This window comes from Psychrobacter sp. MF31 (genome assembly GCF_012847335.1).
Lineage (GTDB): Bacteria > Pseudomonadota > Gammaproteobacteria > Pseudomonadales > Moraxellaceae > Psychrobacter.
In genome coordinates this window covers 77,057-97,787 of record NZ_JABBDX010000004.1, presented here as the reverse complement: position 1 = coordinate 97,787, position 20,731 = coordinate 77,057, and the positions used below count along the sequence as shown (strand labels likewise).

Below are 20,731 nucleotides of genomic sequence, written 5' to 3'. Positions count from 1 at the left end.
ATAATAACTAATGACAAAAATTATGACCACTTCTATCTCTCATGCCGTCATTCCCGTGGCGGGTTTTGGCACAAGAATGCTGCCATTGTCCAAATCTGTTCCCAAAGAGCTGCTACCGCTTGGTAATAAACCTGCCATTCATTATGTGATCGAAGAGGCGATTGCCGCTGGCATCAAGCATATTATTTTGGTGGGGCACGCGCAAAAAAGCGCCATTGAAAACTATTTTGATGTGAACGCTGAGCTTGACACCCAATTGCGCCAAAAAGGTAAAGACGATCTTGCTGACAGTTTAAACTGGCTGCCAAGTGATGTCAGCGTGTCGATGATTCGCCAAGGAAAGCCATTGGGGCTTGGTCATGCGGTGCTTGCCGCAAGACCGATTGTTGGCGATCATAACTTTGCGGTGCTGCTTCCAGATGTGGTTCTCAATCCTTTTATCACGGATTTAAGCCAAGATAACTTAGCATTTATGATTGATGCGTTTAACCATAATCAGCAATCACAAATTTTGGTCGATCAAGTTGCCGATAGCGACGTTCATAAATATGGCATTGCAAAGCTTTGTGAGGGTCAGTCAGCGCCAACAATCAACCAAAATAAACTATTGAAAAATAAAAGCTTTGGTGTGGCAGGATTCGTTGAAAAACCAAACTTAAAAGATGCTCCATCAAGGCTTGCTGTGGTTGGGCGTTATGTATTTGACAACCGTATTTTTGATTATTTGGCAACCACTCAGCCCTCCGTTGGTGGTGAGATTCAGCTGACCGATGCCATTGATGCGTTAATTAGTACCTCAGGCGTTCAAGTGACGACAATGACAGGGGACAGCTTTGATGCCGGCGACATGACGTCTTATATGCAGGCGTTTATTTATTTTGCTAAGCAGCAATTGGCGGGCAATCAATGATGAGCAAAGCATTATCAGCTCAATCAGGAGCGCAGCCTTTAAGTGCGCGCGACTGTGCGCATTGGTCAGCGCTTGAGTGTTTAGCCAAAAAAACGTGGTCACTGCCCAAGCTTTTTGACCAAGATAAGACTCGTGCTAAGCGCTTTCAAGCCACGGCTTTGTCCTTATATTTGGACTATAGCAAGCAGTGTATTGATGAGGAGGTATTCAACCATCTGTTAGCGCTTGCTGATGACAGCAGATTAAAGCGTAAAATTGATGATTTATTAAGCGGTATCAAGGTGAATACCAGTGAGCAGCGCGCCGCCCTTCATACCGCCCTTAGGCTTCCCAAATCTGCAAGCCTTTTGGTTGAGGGCACAGATGTGGTCAAAGACATCCATCAAAGTTTGGCTAAGGTTGAGCATTTATCCGAGCGCATTCGCAGTGGCACTTGGCGCGGCTTTTCAGGAAAAGCGATCACCGATGTGGTCAATATCGGCGTTGGTGGCTCAGATTTAGGACCGTTAATGGCAAGCGCGGCGCTTGATGAATGGTCAGATAGCGACATTGACGTTCATTTTGTGTCGAACATGGATGGCAGTCAGCTCGATAATTTGCTCAAATGGCTCAATCCAGAAACGACATTATTTATCATTTCATCCAAATCCTTTGGCACTGTAGATACGCTATCGAACGCCGAAACGGCGCTCAACTGGCTGCTCACAACCGCAGCAACGCTGTCAGGGTCAAAGCAAAGCGTGCTTCGGCGTCATTTTATTGGTATTTCTGCCAATCATGAGAAAATGAGCGTTTGGGGCATTCACCCTGAGCATCAGCTTGAGCTTTGGGAGTGGGTTGGCGGTAGATTTTCGCTGTGGTCAGCCATTGGACTTGCGATTGCCATTGCGATTGGGGTGCCAAGATTTTACGACTTGCTTGCTGGCGCTCACGAGATGGATGAGCATTTTGCAACGACCGATTTTGCAGAAAACTTGCCTGTTTTGCTGGGTCTTATTGCCGTTTGGAACAGCAGTTTTTTACAAATCCATGCCCATACCGTGCTGCCTTATGATGGCAGACTTGCATATTTGCCAAGCTATTTAACCCAGCTTGAGATGGAAAGTAACGGCAAATCAGTCACCCATGAAGGTGCAAAAGTTGATTACAATACTTGCCCGATTTTGTGGGGCGAGATTGGCTCAGATGCTCAGCATGCGTTTTATCAGCTCTTGCACCAAGGCACTCAGCAGGTGTCTTGCGATTTTATTGCTTGCGTTCGTCATTACAGTCATGAGGCAAAGTTTGCTACCTTGCGGCATCAACATGAGCTTGCGCTATCAAATTGCCTGGCGCAAAGCCGCGTGCTTGCGTTTGGCAATGCCGCCGTGGAAAATACCGCAATGGCTTGCGTTACCGATAAATTTAAAAATTATCGCGGCAATCAGCCCTCAACGACGATTTTAATTGATGAGCTGACGCCAAAAAGCTTGGGATCGCTCATTGCGCTTTATGAGCATAAAGTTTATGTGATGGCTTGCATTTGGGACATTAACCCGTTTGACCAATGGGGCGTTGAGATGGGAAAACAGATGGCAGAATCGGTTTATCAAGCGCTCAGTCAAGATGACCGTCCGTTTGATGGCTCGACCAATCAGCTGTTAGACCAAATTCAAAAGTTGTCTTAACACTCTGAGCGCAATGTTTTTTAACCTTTAAAAGGTCAGCTTATGCCTTATTCACAATTGGCGCCAAATGCAATAGCAACTGCTTCTGACTCCAAAGTTTGCATTATCATTGGTCATAGCATCGATGCCATTACCACAGCTGTGGTACTCGCGAGCCTCAATCAGCGCGTTCACTTGTTTGCCAAGTTATCAGAGCTTCATAAAACGCTTGGTCAATATAGTTTTGAGCATCATTTGCAAGCGCTTTGGCAGCTTTATTCTAGCCAAAACCAGCTTGAATGCTTTGAGTTGCCAAATGAGGCAACTGCCGTTATTGACCGTTATCAACTGGAAAATTCAGCCGTCCAAGGTCAATCGGTTGAGCTTTACTGGTTGTTTTTAAACAGTATTCAACCTCACTGGTCAGATGACACATGGATTACCGCGTTTAACCACAGTCAGCAGCAATCAAGCCCGATTATTTTAAGCGGAACGGCAAAAATTGGTCAAGTTAGCGCTTTTGCTGAAAAATTGCTACGAGCTTGGGTGTTTTATGTGCCGTTTGTATTTTTGCAAGATGGCGCAGCGTTTAGCTCCATGCTCACCCCAATGCTTTGGTTATTGGGAGAAAAAACGCCAAACAGCAGCGGTCGCCTTAATGTTTTGCGACCCTTAATGCAGCAAGCAAAAGCGTATCATCACGCCGATATTGCAACCATTGAGTTTGCGCGAAGCAGTATTATGGCAATGCTTGCAACCCGTGTTAGCTTTATGAATGAGATGTCAAGGTTTGCCGATGTTAACGGCGTTGATATTCAAAAGGTCAGCCAAATCATGGGGCTTGATGATCGGGTTGGTGGCAGTTATTTGACCGCCGGTTGGGGATTTGGCGGCAATACGTTGCCGCTTGAGCTTGAAGCTTTGCAGCAATCAAGCGCGGATTGCCAGATTGCGATGCCGCTGATCAAGTCGGTCATTCATATCAATGACGACCAAAAAGAGCTGATTTTTCGCAAGTTTTGGCAATATTTTGATGGTTTTATCGACAATAAAACGGTGATGATTTGGGGTGCAAGCTATAAAGCCGACTCAGGGCGAACGGCAAACTCTGCCATCCATCCCTTATTGGCGCTGCTTTGGTCGTATAACATCAAAACGCGCGTTTATACGGATAAAGCAAAAGGCGAGCTGCTAGCGCGCTATCCAAATGAGCCGCTGCTTGAGATTATCGACTCACCTTATGACGGTATTCAGGGCGCCCAAGCAATGTTTTTATTAAGCGTTTCTCATCAAGAGCCCATGGACATTGCTCAGCTTAACCAATCTGGTTTGCCAGTATTTGACGCCCAAAACGTGTTAACGGGCGCGCAAATTGATAACTTGGTTGGTGAGTATATCGGTCTTGGTCGCAGTAAATAATCGAAATGAATCTGCTAAAAAGCGTTAAAAAACCGCTCAAATTGTCTTGGGCGGTTTTTTCATAATGACCTTATAAAAGCGTCTAGGCAGGAATTGCGCCGCGACCTTTAAGCCAAGTGACCAGTTCTGCCGTTTTTTCTTCAAGTAACTTAAGATTGCCTTTAGCTTCAATATTTAAGCGGATAAGCGGCTCGGTATTTGATGCTCGTAAATTAAAGCGCCAGTTGTCAAAATCAAGACTTAAGCCATCAAGCGTTGATTTTTCAGGATTTTGAGCGGCAAAATACTGTTCAATGTCATGGATAATGGTTGGGGCGTCACTGTCTGTTAAGCGAAAATTCAGCTCCCCTGAGCTTGGATAGTCATCAAGGTATTGGTGGACAAGCTCGGATAACGTTTTACCGCTTGTGGATAACAGCTCAATGGTCAACAACCACGGAATCATGCCGCTATCGCAGTAAAAAAAGTCGCGAAAGTAGTGATGCGCGGACATCTCACCACCGTAAATCGCGCCGGCGTCGCGCATTTTTTGCTTGATAAAGGAGTGTCCTGATTTACTCAATACGCCATTACCATTAAATTTTTCAATGACGGCTTCGGTGTTAAAAATCACCCGTGGGTCGTAAACGATGGACTCACTCGGATGCTTTTGTAAAAACGCTTGCGCGAGCATACCAACGATATAACTGCCATCGATAAAATTGCCAGTTTCATCAAACAAAAAGCAGCGGTCAAAGTCGCCATCAAAGGCAATGCCTAAATCGGCGTTATTTTCAATGATGGCATCGCGGGTGGCACTGCGATTTTCCAAAATCATGGGGTTCGGAATACCATTTGGAAAGCTGCCGTCGGGCTCATGATGCAGCCTGATAACTTGTAGGGGCGCGCCTTGTTGTTGTAAGTTGTCAACCAATAAATCAACAACAGGGGCGGCGCTGCCGTTGCCGCAATTAATAACCAGTTTAAGCGGTTTTAACTTTTTAGCATCAATAAAGGTCAGTAAATGCTGAATATAAGCCGTTTTATCAGTTTTTAATTGAATAGTGCCAAGCTTGGTAGGTTTAGCAAAGTTTCCCGACTCAGCAAGCGTTTGAATTTCTGCCAAACCGTCATCCGCGCTAATCGGCTTTGAGTGCTCTTTAACCAGCTTTAAGCCATTGTAATTAATCGGGTTATGGCTTGCCGTCACCTCAATGCCGCCAAGTGCTTGGTAATGACTGGTGGCAAAATAAACCTCTTCCGTTCCGGTCATTCCCAAATCAATCACATCGATGCCTGCGTCAACAATGCCCGAAATGGTGGCGGCTTTTAACGCTTCACTTGAGGGGCGAATGTCGCAGCCGATGACAATGCAGCGGTTTAGGGCTTTATTTTCGATATTGTTATTGTCATCATGATCATCGTCTAATCGCGCCGCCAAGATTTGTGCAAAGGCGCGACCAATGCGATAAGCAATGTCCTCATCAAGATTGACGCCAAGCTCACCGCGAATGTCATAAGCTTTAAATGAGGTGATGGATCGCGGCTCAAATTGCGGCTCGGGTTTTGAAAAGTGCTGAGTTGTGGTCATTAAACCTCCTTTATTTTTTTTTAAAAAATTAGAATAAATACTGTTGGTTAATCTAAATATGATGGGCTAAATTTTGTACCGATTAATGATACACTAACCCTGCCGCGCCGCCTATGATGGCAACGAAATCAGGACGATATTATGACCAAGACTCACGCTTTAACCTCTCAAAATAATCCAAAAACGAGCGTTCGCGTTCCTGCACCTTTAGAGGGAGCGCCAACCGCCACAGGCGAGATTACCGATTTAATCGCATTGATGGCAAGGCTTCGTGCTGATTGCCCTTGGGATAAAAAGCAGACCAACCAAAGCTTGATTCCCTACGCGATTGAAGAAGCTTACGAGCTTGCCGAGGCAGTTCAAGATAATGACGACGAGGACATCAAAGGTGAGCTTGGTGATGTCCTCTTGCAAGTGATTTTTCATTGTCAGCTTTATGCTGAGCAAAACCGTTTTGATCTAAATGACGTCATCCAAACGCTGCAAGAAAAGCTGATTCGCCGTCATCCGCATGTGTTTGATAAGGACAATTTGCCCGATGATGCGGCAGTGAAAGAACGTTGGGATGAAATTAAAGCCGAAGAAAACGCCGTCAAAGCCGCTCGCGGCAAGCCCAAACGTCGATTGGACAATATCAAAGCCGGAAGCGCACTCATGCAAGCTCAAGAATTGCAAAAACAAGCCTCAAAGCTTGGTTTTGATTGGGAGGGCGTCAGCGGCGCACTGGATAAGCTTGATGAGGAAATAGGCGAGCTAAAAGCCGAAATTGAAAACAAATCCAAAGCTGAGATTAAAGCCAACAAGTCCGTGATTGAAAAAGAGCTTGGCGATTGTTTTTTTGCTTTGGTCAATATCGCAAGAAAGCTTGATTTAGATGCCGAAGCGGCAACGTTAACTTGCGTTCATAAGTTTAAATCGCGGTTTGGTTTTATTGAAAATGAGTTGTTAAAGCTCAATCAAAGCCTTGAGGACAGCTCGCTTTCTGAAATGGAGCAGCTTTGGCAAGCGGCAAAACGTTATGAAAAGGACTAAAACTTTTTCGCTGCCCGTTTTTTCATTTTCTGCTTTTTCATTAACCGCGTTTTTATTGTGTTTATCATTGATGTTGATGACGCCGAAAATAAGCCTTGCCGCTATGTGTTTTGGCGACCCAAAAAATGCTTATCAGCAGTTAATTCGCCAAGAAAACTTGGCAGAGCAAGCGGTAAAATCGGCGCTGGTGAACCTCAATACGGCAACCGAAGCCGAATTGGTATCGCTTCATGGGATTGGCAGCAGCAAAGCGCAAGCGATTATTTTATACCGTGAGATGTTTGGCAATTTTAATAGCATTGATGACTTAGCAAAGGTGAAAGGCATCGGTGTCAAAACCATTGAAAAAAACCGCTCGCGGCTGCGAGTTCGCTAAACAATACCAAGCCGCTGGTTAAAAAACACCTAAAAGATTTAACATGACTGATGCGGCAAGATCACACGTGGCGCGTAAAATTTGTTAAACTAGCGCTGACATCCGCCTGAGGCGCTGCTGCTATGCGCAGAGCTGATCCATCATGCGGTTTTGACCGGCAAGGAGTAGATGCATGGCCGAGCGCGCCGCCAAGCAGTTAGCGTTACACAAATCTGAATTACCCAATTCCATCATTGAAGTGATTGCCACGCTGGCACGAGCCGGTTTTGAGGCATTTATCGTGGGCGGCGGCGTCCGTGATACCCTGCTTGGACTTAAGCCTAAGGACTTTGATGCTGTCACCGACGCCAAGCCGCATGAGGTCAAAGACGTGTTTGGCAAGCGCTGCCGGATTATTGGTCGCAGGTTTCAGCTCGCTCACGTGTATTCAGGTCGCGACTTGATTGAAGTGGCAACTTTTCGCGCGCCGCCCAAAAACGACGCCAACATTACCCAAGATGGTATGCTTATTCGTGACAACGTTTGGGGCGATATCAAGCAGGACTTTGCCCGACGCGACTTTTCAATCAATGCCTTATATTATCAGCCGTTAACCGGCGTCGTTCACGATTTTTGCGGGGCGATTGATGATATTAACCATAAAATCATCCGTCTTTTAGGGGACGCGCAAACCCGAATTGAAGAAGACCCCGTTCGGCTGCTTCGAGCGCTGCGATTTAAAGCCAAATTGGGATTTGAATTTGATGAGGCGCTTGCCCGTCAATTTCGACCTGAAAACTGGGCGCTTCTTGAGCAAATCTCGCCGCACCGCCTTTATGATGAAACGCAAAAGATGTTCACTGGCGGCTATTTGGTGCCGTTGTTGCCCTTATTATTTGAATCCGGTGCGATTGAGCATTTGGTTATTTATCCACCAAAAGCCCCAAGCCCATTGGTTCAGCAAGTGGCTATTAACACCGATAAGCGCATCAAAGCCGGCAAAAGCATCAATCCGGCGTTTTTTTATGCCGCGCTGCTTTGGGAAAACTATTTATATCAGCTTGAAAAATTTAAAAAGCGCAACATGCCGTTTGCTGAAGCGCAATTGCAAGCCGCTAGCAAAGTCATTGATCGCCAACGGATAAAAACCGCCATTCCAAAGTTTGCCGAGCAATTTATCCGCGATATTTGGCTGCTTCAGCCGCGACTTGCCGCGCCAAAAGCCAAGCAAATCGAAGGATTGTCCGAGCACCCACGCTTTCGTGCCGGCTTTGATTTTTTATTACTTCGTGAGGAGTGCGGCGATAGCGAACACCCGTTGTCCGAGTCGACCAACGGCATGGGCGAATGGTGGCAAAATTTTCAATTGCTTAGCGACAAGCAAAAACAAAAAGCCATCGCAAGCTTTGATGACAGCCGCCGCAGCGCTCAAAAACGTGGTCGCAACCGCAACCGGCAAAAACAAAATGAGAATATAGAAAGCGTTGAGGTCAAATCCGGCGTAAGCAACTTTGAAGCTGCTGAAAAAACGGCTCATCACCAGCGCTCGCAGCATCAGCCCAGTAATCAAGACAAAAGCGAACTAAATCAGCTGCATCAATTGGCGCTGCCCACTCAAAAAAGTGCGGCGCATCCCAAGCCGTTATTTGTGATTGAGCATCAAAGCGTTGTGCCACCGTTGCAAAAAAGCTTAACCGGTAAAAAAGGCACGTTGCAAAACGACCCATCTGAAAACAACCAACCTGAAAACAGCCAATATGAGAACAATAAAATCTCTCAGGTTGATCGTGCGCCAGTAAGTAAAAAAGATAGCGAAAAAGAGCCACCACGCTATTCCGCCACTGCGCCAAAGCCTGCACCAACCAGTGATGCTGTTCCCAGTCAGCGCCGCCGCCGAGCGCCAAGCAGTGATGTTCTTGCGGTTCGTGAAAAAGCCAACAAGCCGCGCGTCGTTGTTAAAAGCTTACCGGAAGCTGATATTGCAGCAGAATTTTCAAAAAAAGCAGCGGTTACCAAAGACGCTGAAAACCAAGCAAAAAATGCAGTTGATTCTAACGCAAAAGCAAATGCTGATCGTTCAAATGAGCATGCTCAAGTTAACGATAATATGAGCAATAATAAAGGCGCCATTCCTGCCACGCGCCGCCGCCGAGCGCCAAGCAGTGACGAGCCTGCCGCCCGCATCAAGCAAAAAAAGTGGGGCGTATCATGAGTGCTGAAAGCCAAACGCCAAATCAAAATTGGACTCAGTGCTATTTAGGACTTGGCAGCAATCTAGCCAATGAGCTTGGAACGCCGATTGAGCATTTAACCCGCGGCATTGCTAAGCTTAAAGCCAATAGCCAAATTCGAAATTTGGTTGCGTCCTCTTTTTATGGCTCAATCCCAATGGGACCTCAAGACCAGCCGGATTTTGTCAATGCAGTGGTTGGCTTTGAAACAAACTTGACGCCGATTGCCCTCCTTGATGTTTGCCAAGCGCTTGAAACAGATGCAAGACGCGAGCGGCTTCGGCATTGGGGCGAGCGCAGCTTAGATGTTGATGTTCTATTGTTTGGTGACCAAGAGATTCATGAGCCGCGATTGATTGTTCCGCATTTGGGGATTACCGAGCGCAATTTTGTCCTTGTGCCGCTGATTGAAATTGCACCGAATCTTATCATCAATGGCACTCCCATCAGCAGTTATCCTGAGAGCCAAAATCTAAGCGGCATTCACCGAATCTGCGACGCCGATCAGCGAGGTAAATTATGACCACGTTAGCCACTTTATCACAGTTTAAAAAGTCCGGAACCAAATTTAGCTGTTTGACCTGCTATGATGCAATGTTTGCGCGAATGATGGCGCGAGCTAAGATTGACGCGATTTTGATTGGCGACAGCCTTGGCATGGTGGTTCAAGGTCACAATTCAACCTTGCCGGTCACCGTTGCTGACATGGCATATCACACGGCAAACGTTGCTCGCGCCAACAGCGAGGCGCTCATTTTAGCTGATTTGCCATTTATGAGTTACGCGCTATTAAATGAGGCGGTTGCCAACAGCCGAACGCTGATGCAAGCCGGCGCTCATGTGATTAAAGTTGAGGGCGGATTTGAGCTTTGCGAGCTGATCAGCACGCTTGCTCACGCCGGAACGCCCACTTGCGTTCATTTAGGATTGACGCCGCAATCGGTCAACGTGTTTGGCGGTTATAAAGTTCAAGGTCGCGGAACGGACGCGGCAGCCAAGCTCTTAAACGATGCTAAAGCCGTGGTCGAGGCGGGCGCGGCAATGCTGGTGTTAGAGTGCGTTCCAAGTGAGGTTGCCAAAGCCGTTACCGAAGCGGTCAGCGTTCCGGTCATTGGCATTGGCGCAGGCGCGGACACCGACGGTCAAGTTTTGGTGATGCACGACATGCTTGGAATGACTCACGGTCGCACCCCACGATTTGTTCGTGACTTTTTAACCGATCCCAAAAATGACGCTCGCAGCATTGAAGGCGCGTTTGCCTTATTTCAAAGCGAAGTTCGCGCGGGCAATTTTCCGCAAAGTCAGCACCAATTTAGCAATGATGCTTAATTCATACGGCTTTTAAGATAGTGATGTTTTAAACCATGAGCAATTCCCCAAAAATTTACCACCAAATTAAAGCGCTTCAGCAAGATTTATTGCCAAGTCGCGCCACCAAAACCATTGCCCTTGTGCCAACGATGGGAAACCTTCACGAGGGTCATTTAGAATTGGTAAGAATTGCTAAAACGCGCGCCGATATTGTCGTGGTCAGCATTTTTGTCAATCCAACGCAGTTTGGCGTTGGCGAGGATTTTGACAGCTATCCACGAACGCTTGATGACGATGTGGCAAAGCTTGCAAGGGTTGGCGCAGATTTGGTATTTGCGCCAAGCGTTGATGAGATGTATCCGGTCATGCCGCCGCCAACGCAAGTGCTCACCGGCGACATTGCCAAGCTGCTTTGCGGTCAATCGCGACCCACCCATTTTGATGGCGTTGGTATTGTGGTTTGCAAACTGTTTAACATCATTGCCCCAAATATCGCCATTTTTGGTCAAAAAGACTATCAGCAATTGGCAATTATTAAGCAGTTGGTTCTCGATTTAAGCTATCCGATTGAAATTATTGCCGCGCCGATCATCCGCGCTGACGATGGCTTGGCGTTGTCCTCGCGAAATCAATATTTAACAGCTGATGAGCGCAAAATCGCGCCAAAATTACAGCAAGAATTGCAGAATTTAGCTGAACAATTAAAAGACAATTCTTCGAAAAAATCATTAAATGAGCTGATTGATGATAGTAAAACTAAGCTCAATCAAGCCGGATTTTTGGTAGATTATTTAGAGATTAAATCACCGACTTTAGCACCCATTGCAAGCGAAAAGGCTTCGAACGTCTTTCAAAATGACGCGCCGATTGTGATTTTAGTTGCCGCAAAATTGGGTCGCGCGCGACTTTTAGACAACTTGATCGTCACTCAATCGTAAGTGATGATCTTTATTAAAAAGGGATGACAAGCGCCATGGAAAATTCAAGCACTAGCAATGCAAATTTTCATTGTGATGACGATAAGCTCAGCATTTTGGTGATCTCAGGGCGCTCAGGGTCGGGCAAAACCTCGGTACTCAATATGCTTGAGGACTTGGGTTATTACGCGATTGACAATTTGCCGCTGGCATTGGTTCCGGATGCTGCTTTTAAGCTAACTCGCGAAAGTGGCGTTTGTAAAATTGCGTTGGGCGTAGATATTCGCTCACCGCGCGCCGATTTATCCAAATTTGCTGATATTTATCAGGCCCTTAAGCAAGCGTATGGCGAGCATCAAGTTCAGGTGATTTATGTCACCGCTCAAGAAAGCACGCTTGTGGCACGATTTAACGCTACCCGCCGCGTTCATCCTTTGATGGCAACCTCAAATACCGCGCTTCTTGAGCCTGCTTACAATTTGCCCACCGCCATTGAAAAAGAAGCGGAGCTGCTTGAACCCATTGCTTATTGCGCCGATATTAAGATTGACACCAGCAAACTTAATATTCACCAGTTAAAAGAGCGGCTTCGCGAGCATATTGGTGCTGACAATAGAGTCGTGGTGAATTTATTGTCGTTTGGCTTTAAATATGGCAGTCCTATTGATGCCGATTTTGTGTTTGACGTTCGCATTTTGCCCAACCCGCATTGGAATCCTGCACTGCGCGCTGCCACGGGTCTTGATGACAGTGTGAGCGATTTTTTTGCCGATTATCCAGAAGTTAGTGAGATGACGCGCGATATCGGCACGTTTTTGCAGCGCTGGCTGCCAGAGTTTTTGCACAACAACCGCCATACGGTCACCATTGCCATTGGCTGCACCGGCGGCAAACACCGCTCAGTATTTGTCACCGAGCAGCTTGCTAAAATGCTGGTAGATTTACCAAATTCGCTAGTGGTGGTTGCCAAGCATCGCGAAAAACGCCGCTGGTAAGTTTTTCGAACATTAATAAATTCAGTTTAAAAGGGTAGTTATGATTAATTGGTCTGAGCACGACATGCGCGTCTCTCGAACGGAGCTAAAAAAAGCTCATGAGCGCTTGCAGCAGCTAGCCGTGCCATTGGCAAGTTTGTCCAAAAAGCAGCTCAAAGCGCTGCCAGCAAGTGATTATTTTATGGCAGAGCTGCTTGCCCTTGCTGACATCACCAACGCCAATGCGCGCAATCGCCAAACCAAGCGCGTCGGCAAATTGATGGTGGAAGAAGATCGCCATGTTTTGGTCGAGGCGCTTTTTAAAGCCGTGTTTGCCAAAGAGCAAATCGCGAAGATTGAGAGCTGGCAAGAGCGGCTCAACCTTCATGATGAGGGTACGCTTAAGCAATTTACCAAGCAGTTTCAAGCTTCTGAGCGTAACAGCCTTTATCAGCTCTTGCTTTGGATTGAATATGCCCGTCATTTGCAAGATGATGAATTGCTTGCCGAGTCCGTTGCCGATTTGCAAAGCTATATTCGCGAAGTGGCGTTGCTGTCTCAGCTCAAATAATTATTCCAACTTAAATAAGTGGCGTTGATATTTTTGATTTATTGTTTCTAATCATTGACTTGTTAAAAAAAGTATTAAAAAAAGCCAATCGTTTAGGATTGGCTTTTTAATTTTAAACCCAGCTTTTATTTATTTTTTCTCAGTTCGGACTTTTTTCACCAAGTAATCGACCACTTTTGGCACTTCTGCGCTCTCGCCAGTCACGACATATTTGCCTTGAACGACAACGGCAGGAACGCCTGACAACTGATAGCGTTTTGCGCCGGCTTGAGAGCGCCCGATTTTAGTGCCAACAGCAAATGAGTTGTAAAGGCTGTTAAATTTCTTTTGGTCAACGCCTTTTGAAGCGTACCATTTGCTTAAAGAGGCTTGGTCAAACAGTTTTTTGCCGTCTTTTTGAATGGCATCAAATAAAGCATCATGAGTTTTGTTTTCAAAGCCTAGTAATTGCGCGGCGTAAAATCCACGAGCATTGGCTTCCCAAACGGGGTTGAGCGCAGCAGGCGTCTTAAAAAATGCCACATCTTTAGGCTTGGTTTTTGCCCATTTTTCCATGTGCGGATTTAGGTTGTAGCAGTGCGGGCAGCCATACCAAAAAAACTCGCGAACAATGATGGCATCCCCAGTGATGGTTTCAGGGTTGTCAAGAACGCGGTAGTCCTTTCCGGCGACATAATCGGCGGCATTTGCGCCCATCGCGGCAAGCCCGATCGCAGCCGTCAGTCCAGTCAGAGCAAGAACACGTTTCATACAGATTCCTTAAGCGCTTGATAAGTATAGTGGCAGATATTGATAAATGAAGGCGGTGACAAAATGATGAGTCACACCAACCAAAACGATAATGATTAAAACAGCTCATTGCCCTTAAACTCAACTATAATAACGCAAATCTTAGGGAGTTGTGAATCACAATCTTAACCCTAAGTTGTTAAACGGTGAGCATTTTCAAGCGCAAGTTAAAACTTAGCAACACATTCGCCTGCTTGTCACCCTAAGTCACGATAGATAAAGGACAAAATTCAGCGCTCATGCTACCATGATGGCGAATGATTGGGAATTGGCAATTGCAAAGATGATGCTCAGCCCAATGACGCCGATTATAATGACAAAAAAAAGGATCAATGATGAGCCAAATTGAGGCGGATAGCCAAAAAACAAATAACCATACTCAAAAATTTCAACAAAGCCCAACTACCCACACGACTCAGCCTAAAACCAATGTCGATCCTAGTGAAATTGCCAAATTTAATAATTTAGCCAAGCAGTGGTGGGATGACTCAGGTGCGTTTGCCACGTTGCATCAAATCAACCCGCTACGATTGAACTGGATATCGGAAAATGCAGCTCGGGTTTATAATTCAGATGACAATGCAGCGTCAGACGTTTTAAAAGGTAAAAAAATCGTCGATATTGGCTGCGGCGGCGGTATTTTAGCTGAGTCCATGGCGCGGCGCGGCGCTGACGTATTAGGAATAGATTTGGGTGAGGAAAACCTAAAGGCAGCAGCGCTTCATGCTAAGCAAAGCGGTCTTGAGCACACGTTGCGATATGAAGCTATTGCCGCAGAGTCGCTGGCAGCAAATCACACCGGTCAGTTTGATATCGTCACTTGTATGGAAATGCTTGAGCATGTCCCAAACCCTGCTGCCATTGCAAAAGCTTGCTTTGATTTGCTGGCACCGGGCGGCGTTTGTGTGCTCTCAACCATCAATCGCAACCCCAAATCGTACTTATTTGCCATTATCGGCGCTGAGTATGTCTTGCGTCTTTTAGACCGTGGCACTCACGATTATGGCAAATTTATTACCCCAGCTGAGCTTGACAGTATGGCAATTAAAGCAGGGTTTGAGCGCCAAGACATCATTGGGCTGCATTATAACCCCATCACCAAACGCTATTGGCTGGCGCAAAACGTCGATGTCAATTATATGCTGGCGGTACGAAAGCCGTTATGATGGCAAATAAATTGAGAATGAAACCTCAGTTTGGTTCAAATTTAATGTTAATAAACCGCTAACTTTTTGAGCAGTAACTATGAAGCCAAAAGCTATGAGCCGAAAAATAAACGCCGTTCTTTTTGATTTAGATGGCACCTTGATTGATACGGCTGCCGATTTTGTGCGCATTATTGGTAAAATGAGCGCTCAAAATGGCTGGCAAGTTCCCGATGAAGCCTTAATTCGCGAGCAAGTTTCGGCGGGCGCGTCGGCGATGGTCAAATTGATGCTTCGGCACAATGAGCAGCTCAGCCTTGATGAGGCAACCTTACTTGGCTTTCGTCAGCAGTTTTTAGATAATTATGCCGCGGATATTTGCGTGGACAGCGGTTTGTTCACCCGCCTTGATGACGTTTTGGCATATTTTGAAGCCAAGGATATTCCTTGGGGCATTGTCACCAATAAGCCGCGCTATTTGGCAGAAGCCTTGTTATCGGCATTAGCTTTGGATCAGCGCTGCTCGGTGCTCGTTTGCCCGCAAGATGTGACCAAAGCTAAGCCCGATCCTGAGCCGATGCTGCTTGCCCTTGATAAGCTAAACCTTTCTCAAGAAGTGGCGCAAAATGTACTTTATGTTGGCGACCATGTTCGCGATATTGAAGCGGGCGCAGCAGCAGGAATGCCAACGATTTTAGCCGCTTATGGTTATATTCCGCCTGAAGATCAAGACAGATTGGCAGAGTGGGGCGCAGATTATATCATTGACACACCAGAAGCCCTTTATGAGCTGCTATTGTCCGATGAATTTGACTACGTTGCCGCTTAAATTTTAAATTAAAACTAAGTTTTCAACCACTGAATTTGTTAACCCACAATGATGCCAAAGTGAGCGCTTTAATGACTGAACCTAATAACTTAACGTTGAGCCACGACGACATTCGCAATTTTGTTCCCAAAGCTGACAGCCTATTGGGTAAAAGCATTTTGGTGACGGGCGCAGGTGATGGGATTGGTCGAGTTGCCGCGCTGACCTACGCAAGCCTTGGCGCAACGGTGCTGCTGCTTGGTCGCACCAGTAGCAAGCTTGAATACGTTTATGATGAGATCGAAAGTATGGGCGGCGCTCAACCTGCCATGCTGCCGATGAACCTTGAAAATGCCACCTTTACTGAGATGCAGCAGCTTGAGGTGATGATTAATAAAGAAATTGGCGCGCTTGATGGCTTACTTCATAATGCAGGAATATTGGGAAGTCTGACGCCGCTTGAGATGTATGACGCCGATTTGTTTGCAAAAGTGATGAAAGTGAATGTCACCTCAACGCTGATGCTGACCCAAGCCATGCTGCCACGGTTAAAAGCTGCGCCAAATGGCTCGATTGTATTTACTTCAAGCTCGGTTGGCACACATCCGCGAGCATTTTGGGGCGCTTATGCGTTATCCAAGCAAGCAGTTGAAGGCATGAGCGATATTTTCACTCAAGAAACGCAAAATACCACCAATTTGCGCTTTAACTGCATCAATCCGGGGGCGACCCGAACCAACATGCGCGCTCATGCGTATCCGGGGGAGAATCCGCTGAGCCTTAAAACCCCTGAGGACATCATGGCAGGCTACGTTTGCCTGATGAGTGATGACAGCATCAACGTTCACGGTCAAGTGGTGGCGCTTCAGCCGAAAAACTAGCCATTGAAAATTGAGAAATTGCCGCCATCTTATTGTTATTCAACTGTTTTTATAAAATAACAAGGATAATGATATGGCAGGAGGTTGGTCACGAGATGGCGCTGAGCATGAGCAAATGGACGCCACGGTCAATGATGCGCTCTACCGCGCTCGGCGGGCGCTACCAACGGGGGATAGCGCAGAATACTGCGATGAGTGCGGAGAGGCGATTCCGGAGGCGCGCCGAAAAGCTTTAAAAGGCGTTCAGCACTGCGTTCGCTGTCAAAGCGCGCTTGAAAGTCAGGCGAAAAAAATTGAGCTATTTAACCGCCGCGGCAGTAAAGACAGCCAGCTTCGTTAACGGTTTCATGGTTTTAAACCATAAAAAAATAATAAAACCGATGGCATACTTGATGACCATCGGTTTTTTTAGGGTTAAATAATGGCTAAGCTTGAGGATCAAGCTTCAGGAGATACGGCATTTTCTGAAATTGCTTTATCTTCTGCTGAGGTTTCATCCGGAACAAACACATAGCCCACGCCCCAAACGGTTTGGATATAGCGCGCTTGTGAAGGATTGTCTTCAATCAAGCGGCGAAGGCGTGAGACTTGAACGTCAATTGAGCGCTCCATTGCGCCCCATTCACGACCGCGAGCCAAGTTCATAAGCTTATCGCGGGTCAATGGCTCACGCGGATGCTGAACTAATGCTTTTAATACGGAAAATTCGCCCGTGGTTAAAGTGACCACGTTGCCGTCGCGTTTGAGCGTTCGGGTGGACAAATCAAGCGTCCAAGGTCCAAATTCAACAACTTCTAATTGATAGCTTGGCGCGCCTGGAAGCTCGCGGTTTTGACGGCGTAACACCGCTTTGATTCGCGCCAGCAGCTCTTTTGGGTTAAAGGGCTTGGGTAAATAATCGTCCGCGCCTGCTTCAAGACCAGCAATGCGATCGGCGTCGCCACCTTTGGCGGTGAGCATAATAATCGGAATGTCAGCATTGTCTTCGCGTAAGCGCTTACAAATGCTGATACCGTCCTCACCAGGCAGCATCAAGTCAAGAACGACCAATGAGAACAGCTCACGCTGCATCAGTTTGTCCATTTGGCTGGCATCATGCGCGGTGCGAACCACAAAGCCGTCGTCCTCTAAAAACCGCTGAAGTAAAGAGCGCAATCTGGCATCGTCATCCACCACTAAAATGCGCTGAGTCATGTTGTCCATATTGATGTTGCTATTGGTATTGTCCGTCATGCAAATATCCCCTAAAAAACCGTTATTATTGTCCATTTTGTTCTGGTTGCCGCTTTTGTTTTGGTGTTATCGAACCGTTATCGTGCTGCAATGATCCTCACTGCCTGAGCAAAACTAAACTTTGGCAAAAAACCTTACTTACCACTTTAGTTTATAAGATTGTACAAACTTTTGCATCACTTAGGCGCATATTTGCTGTATGCGTTTGTTTACCGAAAGGCGGTCGGCAAATTTGGCTTAAAACATGGCGGATAAACGGAAAAATAAAAATGATTTTTATTCAAGCACTTTTTGCTATAATGCCAAATTATATTTTTTAACGATTGATACGGTTATGAGTAGCACTGATTCCCAAACGTCTTTTCAAGATCAGCTGACAGCTGACCAATCGGCTTTGATTCATGCCAAATTAGCCACTCAGCTTGGAATTACTCAAGCTCAAGTGGCGGCATTTGTTACCCTTTATGATGAAGGGGCGACTGTGCCCTTTATTGCCCGTTATCGTAAAGATAAAACTCAAAATCTGGATGATATCAAGCTGCGAGCGCTTGAAAAAGCCCTCAATTATGAGCGCGATATGGCAAGCCGCCGCCAAAAAATCATCGAACTTTTGAGCAATCAAGGCAATTTAACCGATGAATTGACGCGCCGAATTGAGGCTGCCAAATCAAAGCTTGAGCTTGAAGATATTTATTTGCCGTATCGACCGCGCCGCCGGTCACTGGCTGCAAAAGCTCGCGCCGTAGGGCTTGCGCCAATTGCCGAATCGATCTTAACCACTAACGTTGAGCCAATCGCCGCGCTTGCCGATTATCAACTGCCAGCAGCGGCGGACGATGCTGAAAATCAAGATGTTGATTTAGAGGCATTTAACAACAGTGACAAGCAGCTTATTGGGGTTCAAGCGATCATCATTGATGACTGGACGCAAGCTTTAGATTTACTTGATGAGCTTCGTCAAAGCTTTGCCAAAACCGCGCAAATCGTTTCAAACGTTGCAAGCGATGACAAACGTGAGGTCGGCGAAAAATTCAAAGACTACTTTGAGCATTCAGAAAGCCTAGCGCGCCTTCCGAATCACCGCTTGCTTGCCATGCTTCGCGGTCGCCAAGAAAACGTGCTTGGACTTAAAATCGATGGCGAAGATGCGCCGTTTATTGAAAAAATTGTCCGCCATTTTCATTTGGCACAAATGGAGCCAAGCGCTCGCCGCGATTTTTTGTTAGAGGCGGCAAATAAGCTTTGGTCGGACAAATGGCGACCGCATATTGAGCATCGATTGCTCACAGAAAAACGCTTAGCAGCAGAAGCTGATGCCATTGACGTGTTTGCCAATAATTTGCAGCACTTATTGATGGCAGCGCCAGCTGGTCGCAAAGTGATCTTGGGCGTTGATCCGGGCATCCGTCACGGTGTCAAAATGGCATTGATTGACGACCAAGGTCAGGTCATGACGGACAAGGATGGCAAGTTTGTTACGGCAACCGTTTATCCATTTGCGCCTGACAATAAAATGACGGAAGCTCGAGCGGTCATTGATGACTTGTTAAGCAGTTACAATGTCGATTTGATTGCTATTGGTAACGGTACGGCAAGCCGCGAAACTGATGCCATGATCAAAGAGATATTAGCCACAAACAGCGATTTAAAAGCGCGAGCGGTCATTGTTAATGAATCAGGAGCGTCCGTTTATTCAGCAAGTGAGCTTGCAAGCGATGAGCTGCCAGAATTAGACGTTTCGGTTCGCGGTGCGGTATCAATTGCGCGCAGACTTCAAGACCCCTTGTCGGAATTGGTTAAAGTCGACCCAAAAGCCATCGGCGTTGGTCAATATCAGCACGATGTGAACCAAAATCAGCTTGCTGACAGCCTAGATAAAGTGACTCAAGATAGCGTCAATAGCGTAGGCGTTGATGTGAACACCGCAAGCCCTGCGATTTTGGCGCACATTGCGGGACTTAACCGCAACGTAGCTCAGCAAATCGTCAATTATCGCCGCGACAATGGCGCATTTTTAAGCCGTGAAGATTTAAAAAATGTTCCAAGACTTGGCAGCAAAACCTTTGAGCAAGCTGCCGGATTTTTGCGGATTCGCTCAGGGGACAATGCCCTTGATGCCACCGGCGTTCATCCTGAAAGCTATGCGCTAGTCAATGAGCTGCTTAGCCAATCAGGATTAAGTATCGGTGACGTGCTTGGCAACGTTGAGGCGTTGAGCCGCTTGGATACCAAAGCCGTCAATGATGACAGTGGCGTTGGCATCAAAGCGATTATTGATGAGCTTGCCAAACCTGCTCACGACCCAAGACCTGAATTTAAAACGGCAAAGTTCCGCGATGATGTTAACAGCATCAAAGACTTGACTGAAGGCATGATTTTAGAAGGCGTGGTGACCAACGTTACCGCCTTTGGCTGCTTTGTTGATGTGGGCGTTCATCAAGATGGCTTGGTTCATATCTCGCAGATGGCAAATGACTTTGTTGCCGACCCCATGAACCGCGTCAAACCCGGTGATATCGTCAGCGTTCGCGTCATTTCTATCGATGAAGCTCGCGGTCGCATTGGCTTTAGCATGAAAGCGGAGCAAGAAAAATCGGCGCAATCGTCGAAAGCTGAGCCATTTCAAAGCGCCCCAAAAGCCAAAGCTCAATCTGATCAGCCACGCCAAGCCCCGCAAAATAAAGGCGGCAAAAATCACTCAGCGCCGTGCAAAGACAGCAACAATAGCCGTCCAAAAGCCACAAAAGCTGCCAAGGCAAAATCTGAAGCCCCAGCAAAAATTGGTACGTTTGGTGCGTTATTACAAGAAGCTGGCGTGAAAAAAGGCAAAAAATAGCAACAATTTAAAAAATAGGACTTTTAACAGTTCAATAAAAAGCGGCTTCATTAATGAGCCGCTTTTTATGTTTATAATTGCGATTAGTTAACTGACAACTATC

19 protein-coding genes are annotated in these 20,731 nt (G+C 46.5%); 16 read left to right on the top strand and 3 right to left on the bottom strand.

Features of this window, described 5'->3' with window-relative positions:
* Positions 1-22: 22 nt before the first annotated feature.
* The 3 genes from HF322_RS06745 to HF322_RS06735 are packed head-to-tail and all read left to right on the top strand — an operon-like array spanning position 23 to position 3,975.
* A complete protein-coding gene (locus tag HF322_RS06745; RefSeq protein WP_188211234.1) occupies positions 23-910 on the top strand; it encodes a UTP--glucose-1-phosphate uridylyltransferase in 888 nt (295 codons plus the stop codon).
* Positions 907-2,577: a glucose-6-phosphate isomerase gene (pgi, locus tag HF322_RS06740; RefSeq protein WP_375138532.1), complete on the top strand. Its 1,671-nt coding sequence runs from the start codon at positions 907-909 to the stop codon at positions 2,575-2,577. Before HF322_RS06745 ends, pgi begins: the two co-directional genes overlap by 4 nt.
* A gap of 42 nt (positions 2,578-2,619) precedes the next feature.
* Positions 2,620-3,975 carry a UDP-glucose/GDP-mannose dehydrogenase family protein gene (locus HF322_RS06735; RefSeq protein ID WP_169392648.1) on the top strand — a complete coding sequence of 452 codons (1,356 nt, stop codon included), beginning with the start codon at positions 2,620-2,622 and terminating at the stop codon, positions 3,973-3,975.
* 82 nt (positions 3,976-4,057) lie between these two features.
* Here HF322_RS06735 and HF322_RS06730 read toward each other — a convergent pair whose 3' ends face one another.
* The gene (locus HF322_RS06730; protein WP_169392647.1) at positions 4,058-5,545 is read right to left on the bottom strand and encodes a phosphomannomutase CpsG; all 1,488 of its coding nucleotides are present in this window, start codon (positions 5,543-5,545) and stop codon (positions 4,058-4,060) included.
* A 141-nt stretch (positions 5,546-5,686) separates the two neighbouring features.
* Here HF322_RS06730 and mazG point away from each other — a divergent pair, with 141 nt between their 5' ends.
* From mazG to yjgA, 8 genes are all read left to right on the top strand, one after another.
* Complete coding sequence (mazG, locus tag HF322_RS06725; RefSeq protein ID WP_169392646.1) at positions 5,687-6,577, top strand: nucleoside triphosphate pyrophosphohydrolase; 891 nt, start codon at positions 5,687-5,689, stop codon at positions 6,575-6,577.
* A 76-nt stretch (positions 6,578-6,653) separates the two neighbouring features.
* Positions 6,654-6,953: a ComEA family DNA-binding protein gene (locus HF322_RS06720; protein WP_223193208.1), complete on the top strand. Its 300-nt coding sequence runs from the start codon at positions 6,654-6,656 to the stop codon at positions 6,951-6,953.
* Positions 6,954-7,125: 172 nt separating this feature from the next.
* The gene (pcnB, locus tag HF322_RS06715) at positions 7,126-9,144 is read left to right on the top strand and encodes a polynucleotide adenylyltransferase PcnB (protein WP_169392644.1); all 2,019 of its coding nucleotides are present in this window, start codon (positions 7,126-7,128) and stop codon (positions 9,142-9,144) included.
* The gene (gene folK / locus HF322_RS06710; RefSeq protein WP_169392643.1) at positions 9,141-9,686 is read left to right on the top strand and encodes a 2-amino-4-hydroxy-6-hydroxymethyldihydropteridine diphosphokinase; all 546 of its coding nucleotides are present in this window, start codon (positions 9,141-9,143) and stop codon (positions 9,684-9,686) included. Before pcnB ends, folK begins: the two co-directional genes overlap by 4 nt.
* Entirely contained in the window at positions 9,683-10,492 is an 810-nt protein-coding gene (panB, locus tag HF322_RS06705) for a 3-methyl-2-oxobutanoate hydroxymethyltransferase (RefSeq protein WP_169392642.1), read from the top strand. The genes folK and panB overlap by 4 nt, the downstream gene beginning before the upstream one ends.
* Positions 10,493-10,527: 35 nt before the next feature.
* Positions 10,528-11,412 carry a pantoate--beta-alanine ligase gene (gene panC, locus HF322_RS06700; protein WP_169392641.1) on the top strand — a complete coding sequence of 295 codons (885 nt, stop codon included), beginning with the start codon at positions 10,528-10,530 and terminating at the stop codon, positions 11,410-11,412.
* Between the two features lie 35 nt (positions 11,413-11,447).
* Positions 11,448-12,386: an RNase adapter RapZ gene (gene rapZ / locus HF322_RS06695; protein ID WP_223193207.1), complete on the top strand. Its 939-nt coding sequence runs from the start codon at positions 11,448-11,450 to the stop codon at positions 12,384-12,386.
* Between the two features lie 40 nt (positions 12,387-12,426).
* Positions 12,427-12,936, top strand: coding sequence for a ribosome biogenesis factor YjgA (gene yjgA, locus HF322_RS06690; protein ID WP_169392639.1), 510 nt, complete (start codon positions 12,427-12,429; stop codon positions 12,934-12,936).
* Between the two features lie 129 nt (positions 12,937-13,065).
* On the opposite strand, the gene HF322_RS06685 is transcribed toward yjgA, so the two are convergent.
* Entirely contained in the window at positions 13,066-13,686 is a 621-nt protein-coding gene (locus HF322_RS06685) for a thiol:disulfide interchange protein DsbA/DsbL (RefSeq protein WP_169392638.1), read from the bottom strand.
* 374 nt (positions 13,687-14,060) lie between these two features.
* Here HF322_RS06685 and ubiG point away from each other — a divergent pair, with 374 nt between their 5' ends.
* The 4 genes from ubiG to HF322_RS06665 all read left to right on the top strand — a co-directional run bounded on the left by ubiG (position 14,061) and on the right by HF322_RS06665 (position 16,899).
* Entirely contained in the window at positions 14,061-14,891 is an 831-nt protein-coding gene (gene ubiG, locus HF322_RS06680; protein WP_169392637.1) for a bifunctional 2-polyprenyl-6-hydroxyphenol methylase/3-demethylubiquinol 3-O-methyltransferase UbiG, read from the top strand.
* A gap of 94 nt (positions 14,892-14,985) precedes the next feature.
* Complete coding sequence (locus HF322_RS06675) at positions 14,986-15,699, top strand: HAD family hydrolase (protein ID WP_169392802.1); 714 nt, start codon at positions 14,986-14,988, stop codon at positions 15,697-15,699.
* Between the two features lie 71 nt (positions 15,700-15,770).
* Positions 15,771-16,559, top strand: coding sequence for a YciK family oxidoreductase (locus HF322_RS06670; protein WP_169392636.1), 789 nt, complete (start codon positions 15,771-15,773; stop codon positions 16,557-16,559).
* 73 nt (positions 16,560-16,632) lie between these two features.
* A complete protein-coding gene (locus HF322_RS06665; protein WP_169392635.1) occupies positions 16,633-16,899 on the top strand; it encodes a DksA/TraR family C4-type zinc finger protein in 267 nt (88 codons plus the stop codon).
* Between the two features lie 98 nt (positions 16,900-16,997).
* Here the strand turns inward: HF322_RS06665 and ompR are convergent, their stop codons facing one another.
* A complete protein-coding gene (gene ompR / locus HF322_RS06660; RefSeq protein WP_308811485.1) occupies positions 16,998-17,792 on the bottom strand; it encodes a two-component system response regulator OmpR in 795 nt (264 codons plus the stop codon).
* A 334-nt stretch (positions 17,793-18,126) separates the two neighbouring features.
* Between ompR and HF322_RS06655 the strand changes: the two genes are divergently transcribed.
* Positions 18,127-20,628, top strand: a complete 2,502-nt coding sequence (locus tag HF322_RS06655; RefSeq protein WP_169392634.1) for a Tex family protein — start codon at positions 18,127-18,129, stop codon at positions 20,626-20,628.
* The last annotated feature ends 103 nt before the right edge of the window (positions 20,629-20,731 follow it).

Excerpts from the sequence above, each read along its gene's own strand:
- pgi (WP_375138532.1), top strand. The coding sequence starts at position 907 with ATGATGAGCAAAGCATTATCAGCTCAATCAGGAGCGCAGCCTTTAAGT.
- mazG (WP_169392646.1), top strand. The coding sequence starts at position 5,687 with ATGACCAAGACTCACGCTTTAACCTCTCAAAATAATCCAAAAACGAGC.
- yjgA (WP_169392639.1), top strand. The coding sequence starts at position 12,427 with ATGATTAATTGGTCTGAGCACGACATGCGCGTCTCTCGAACGGAGCTA.
- HF322_RS06720 (WP_223193208.1), top strand. The coding sequence starts at position 6,654 with ATGACGCCGAAAATAAGCCTTGCCGCTATGTGTTTTGGCGACCCAAAA.
- rapZ (WP_223193207.1), top strand. The coding sequence starts at position 11,448 with ATGGAAAATTCAAGCACTAGCAATGCAAATTTTCATTGTGATGACGAT.
- HF322_RS06685 (WP_169392638.1), bottom strand. The coding sequence starts at position 13,686 with ATGAAACGTGTTCTTGCTCTGACTGGACTGACGGCTGCGATCGGGCTT.
- ompR (WP_308811485.1), bottom strand. The coding sequence starts at position 17,792 with ATGACGGACAATACCAATAGCAACATCAATATGGACAACATGACTCAG.
- panB (WP_169392642.1), top strand. The coding sequence starts at position 9,683 with ATGACCACGTTAGCCACTTTATCACAGTTTAAAAAGTCCGGAACCAAA.
- pcnB (WP_169392644.1), top strand. The coding sequence starts at position 7,126 with ATGGCCGAGCGCGCCGCCAAGCAGTTAGCGTTACACAAATCTGAATTA.
- HF322_RS06670 (WP_169392636.1), top strand. The coding sequence starts at position 15,771 with ATGACTGAACCTAATAACTTAACGTTGAGCCACGACGACATTCGCAAT.
- HF322_RS06675 (WP_169392802.1), top strand. The coding sequence starts at position 14,986 with ATGAGCCGAAAAATAAACGCCGTTCTTTTTGATTTAGATGGCACCTTG.
- panC (WP_169392641.1), top strand. The coding sequence starts at position 10,528 with ATGAGCAATTCCCCAAAAATTTACCACCAAATTAAAGCGCTTCAGCAA.
- ubiG (WP_169392637.1), top strand. The coding sequence starts at position 14,061 with ATGAGCCAAATTGAGGCGGATAGCCAAAAAACAAATAACCATACTCAA.
- folK (WP_169392643.1), top strand. The coding sequence starts at position 9,141 with ATGAGTGCTGAAAGCCAAACGCCAAATCAAAATTGGACTCAGTGCTAT.
- HF322_RS06745 (WP_188211234.1), top strand. The coding sequence starts at position 23 with ATGACCACTTCTATCTCTCATGCCGTCATTCCCGTGGCGGGTTTTGGC.
- HF322_RS06665 (WP_169392635.1), top strand. The coding sequence starts at position 16,633 with ATGGCAGGAGGTTGGTCACGAGATGGCGCTGAGCATGAGCAAATGGAC.
- HF322_RS06735 (WP_169392648.1), top strand. The coding sequence starts at position 2,620 with ATGCCTTATTCACAATTGGCGCCAAATGCAATAGCAACTGCTTCTGAC.
- HF322_RS06730 (WP_169392647.1), bottom strand. The coding sequence starts at position 5,545 with ATGACCACAACTCAGCACTTTTCAAAACCCGAGCCGCAATTTGAGCCG.
- HF322_RS06655 (WP_169392634.1), top strand. The coding sequence starts at position 18,127 with ATGAGTAGCACTGATTCCCAAACGTCTTTTCAAGATCAGCTGACAGCT.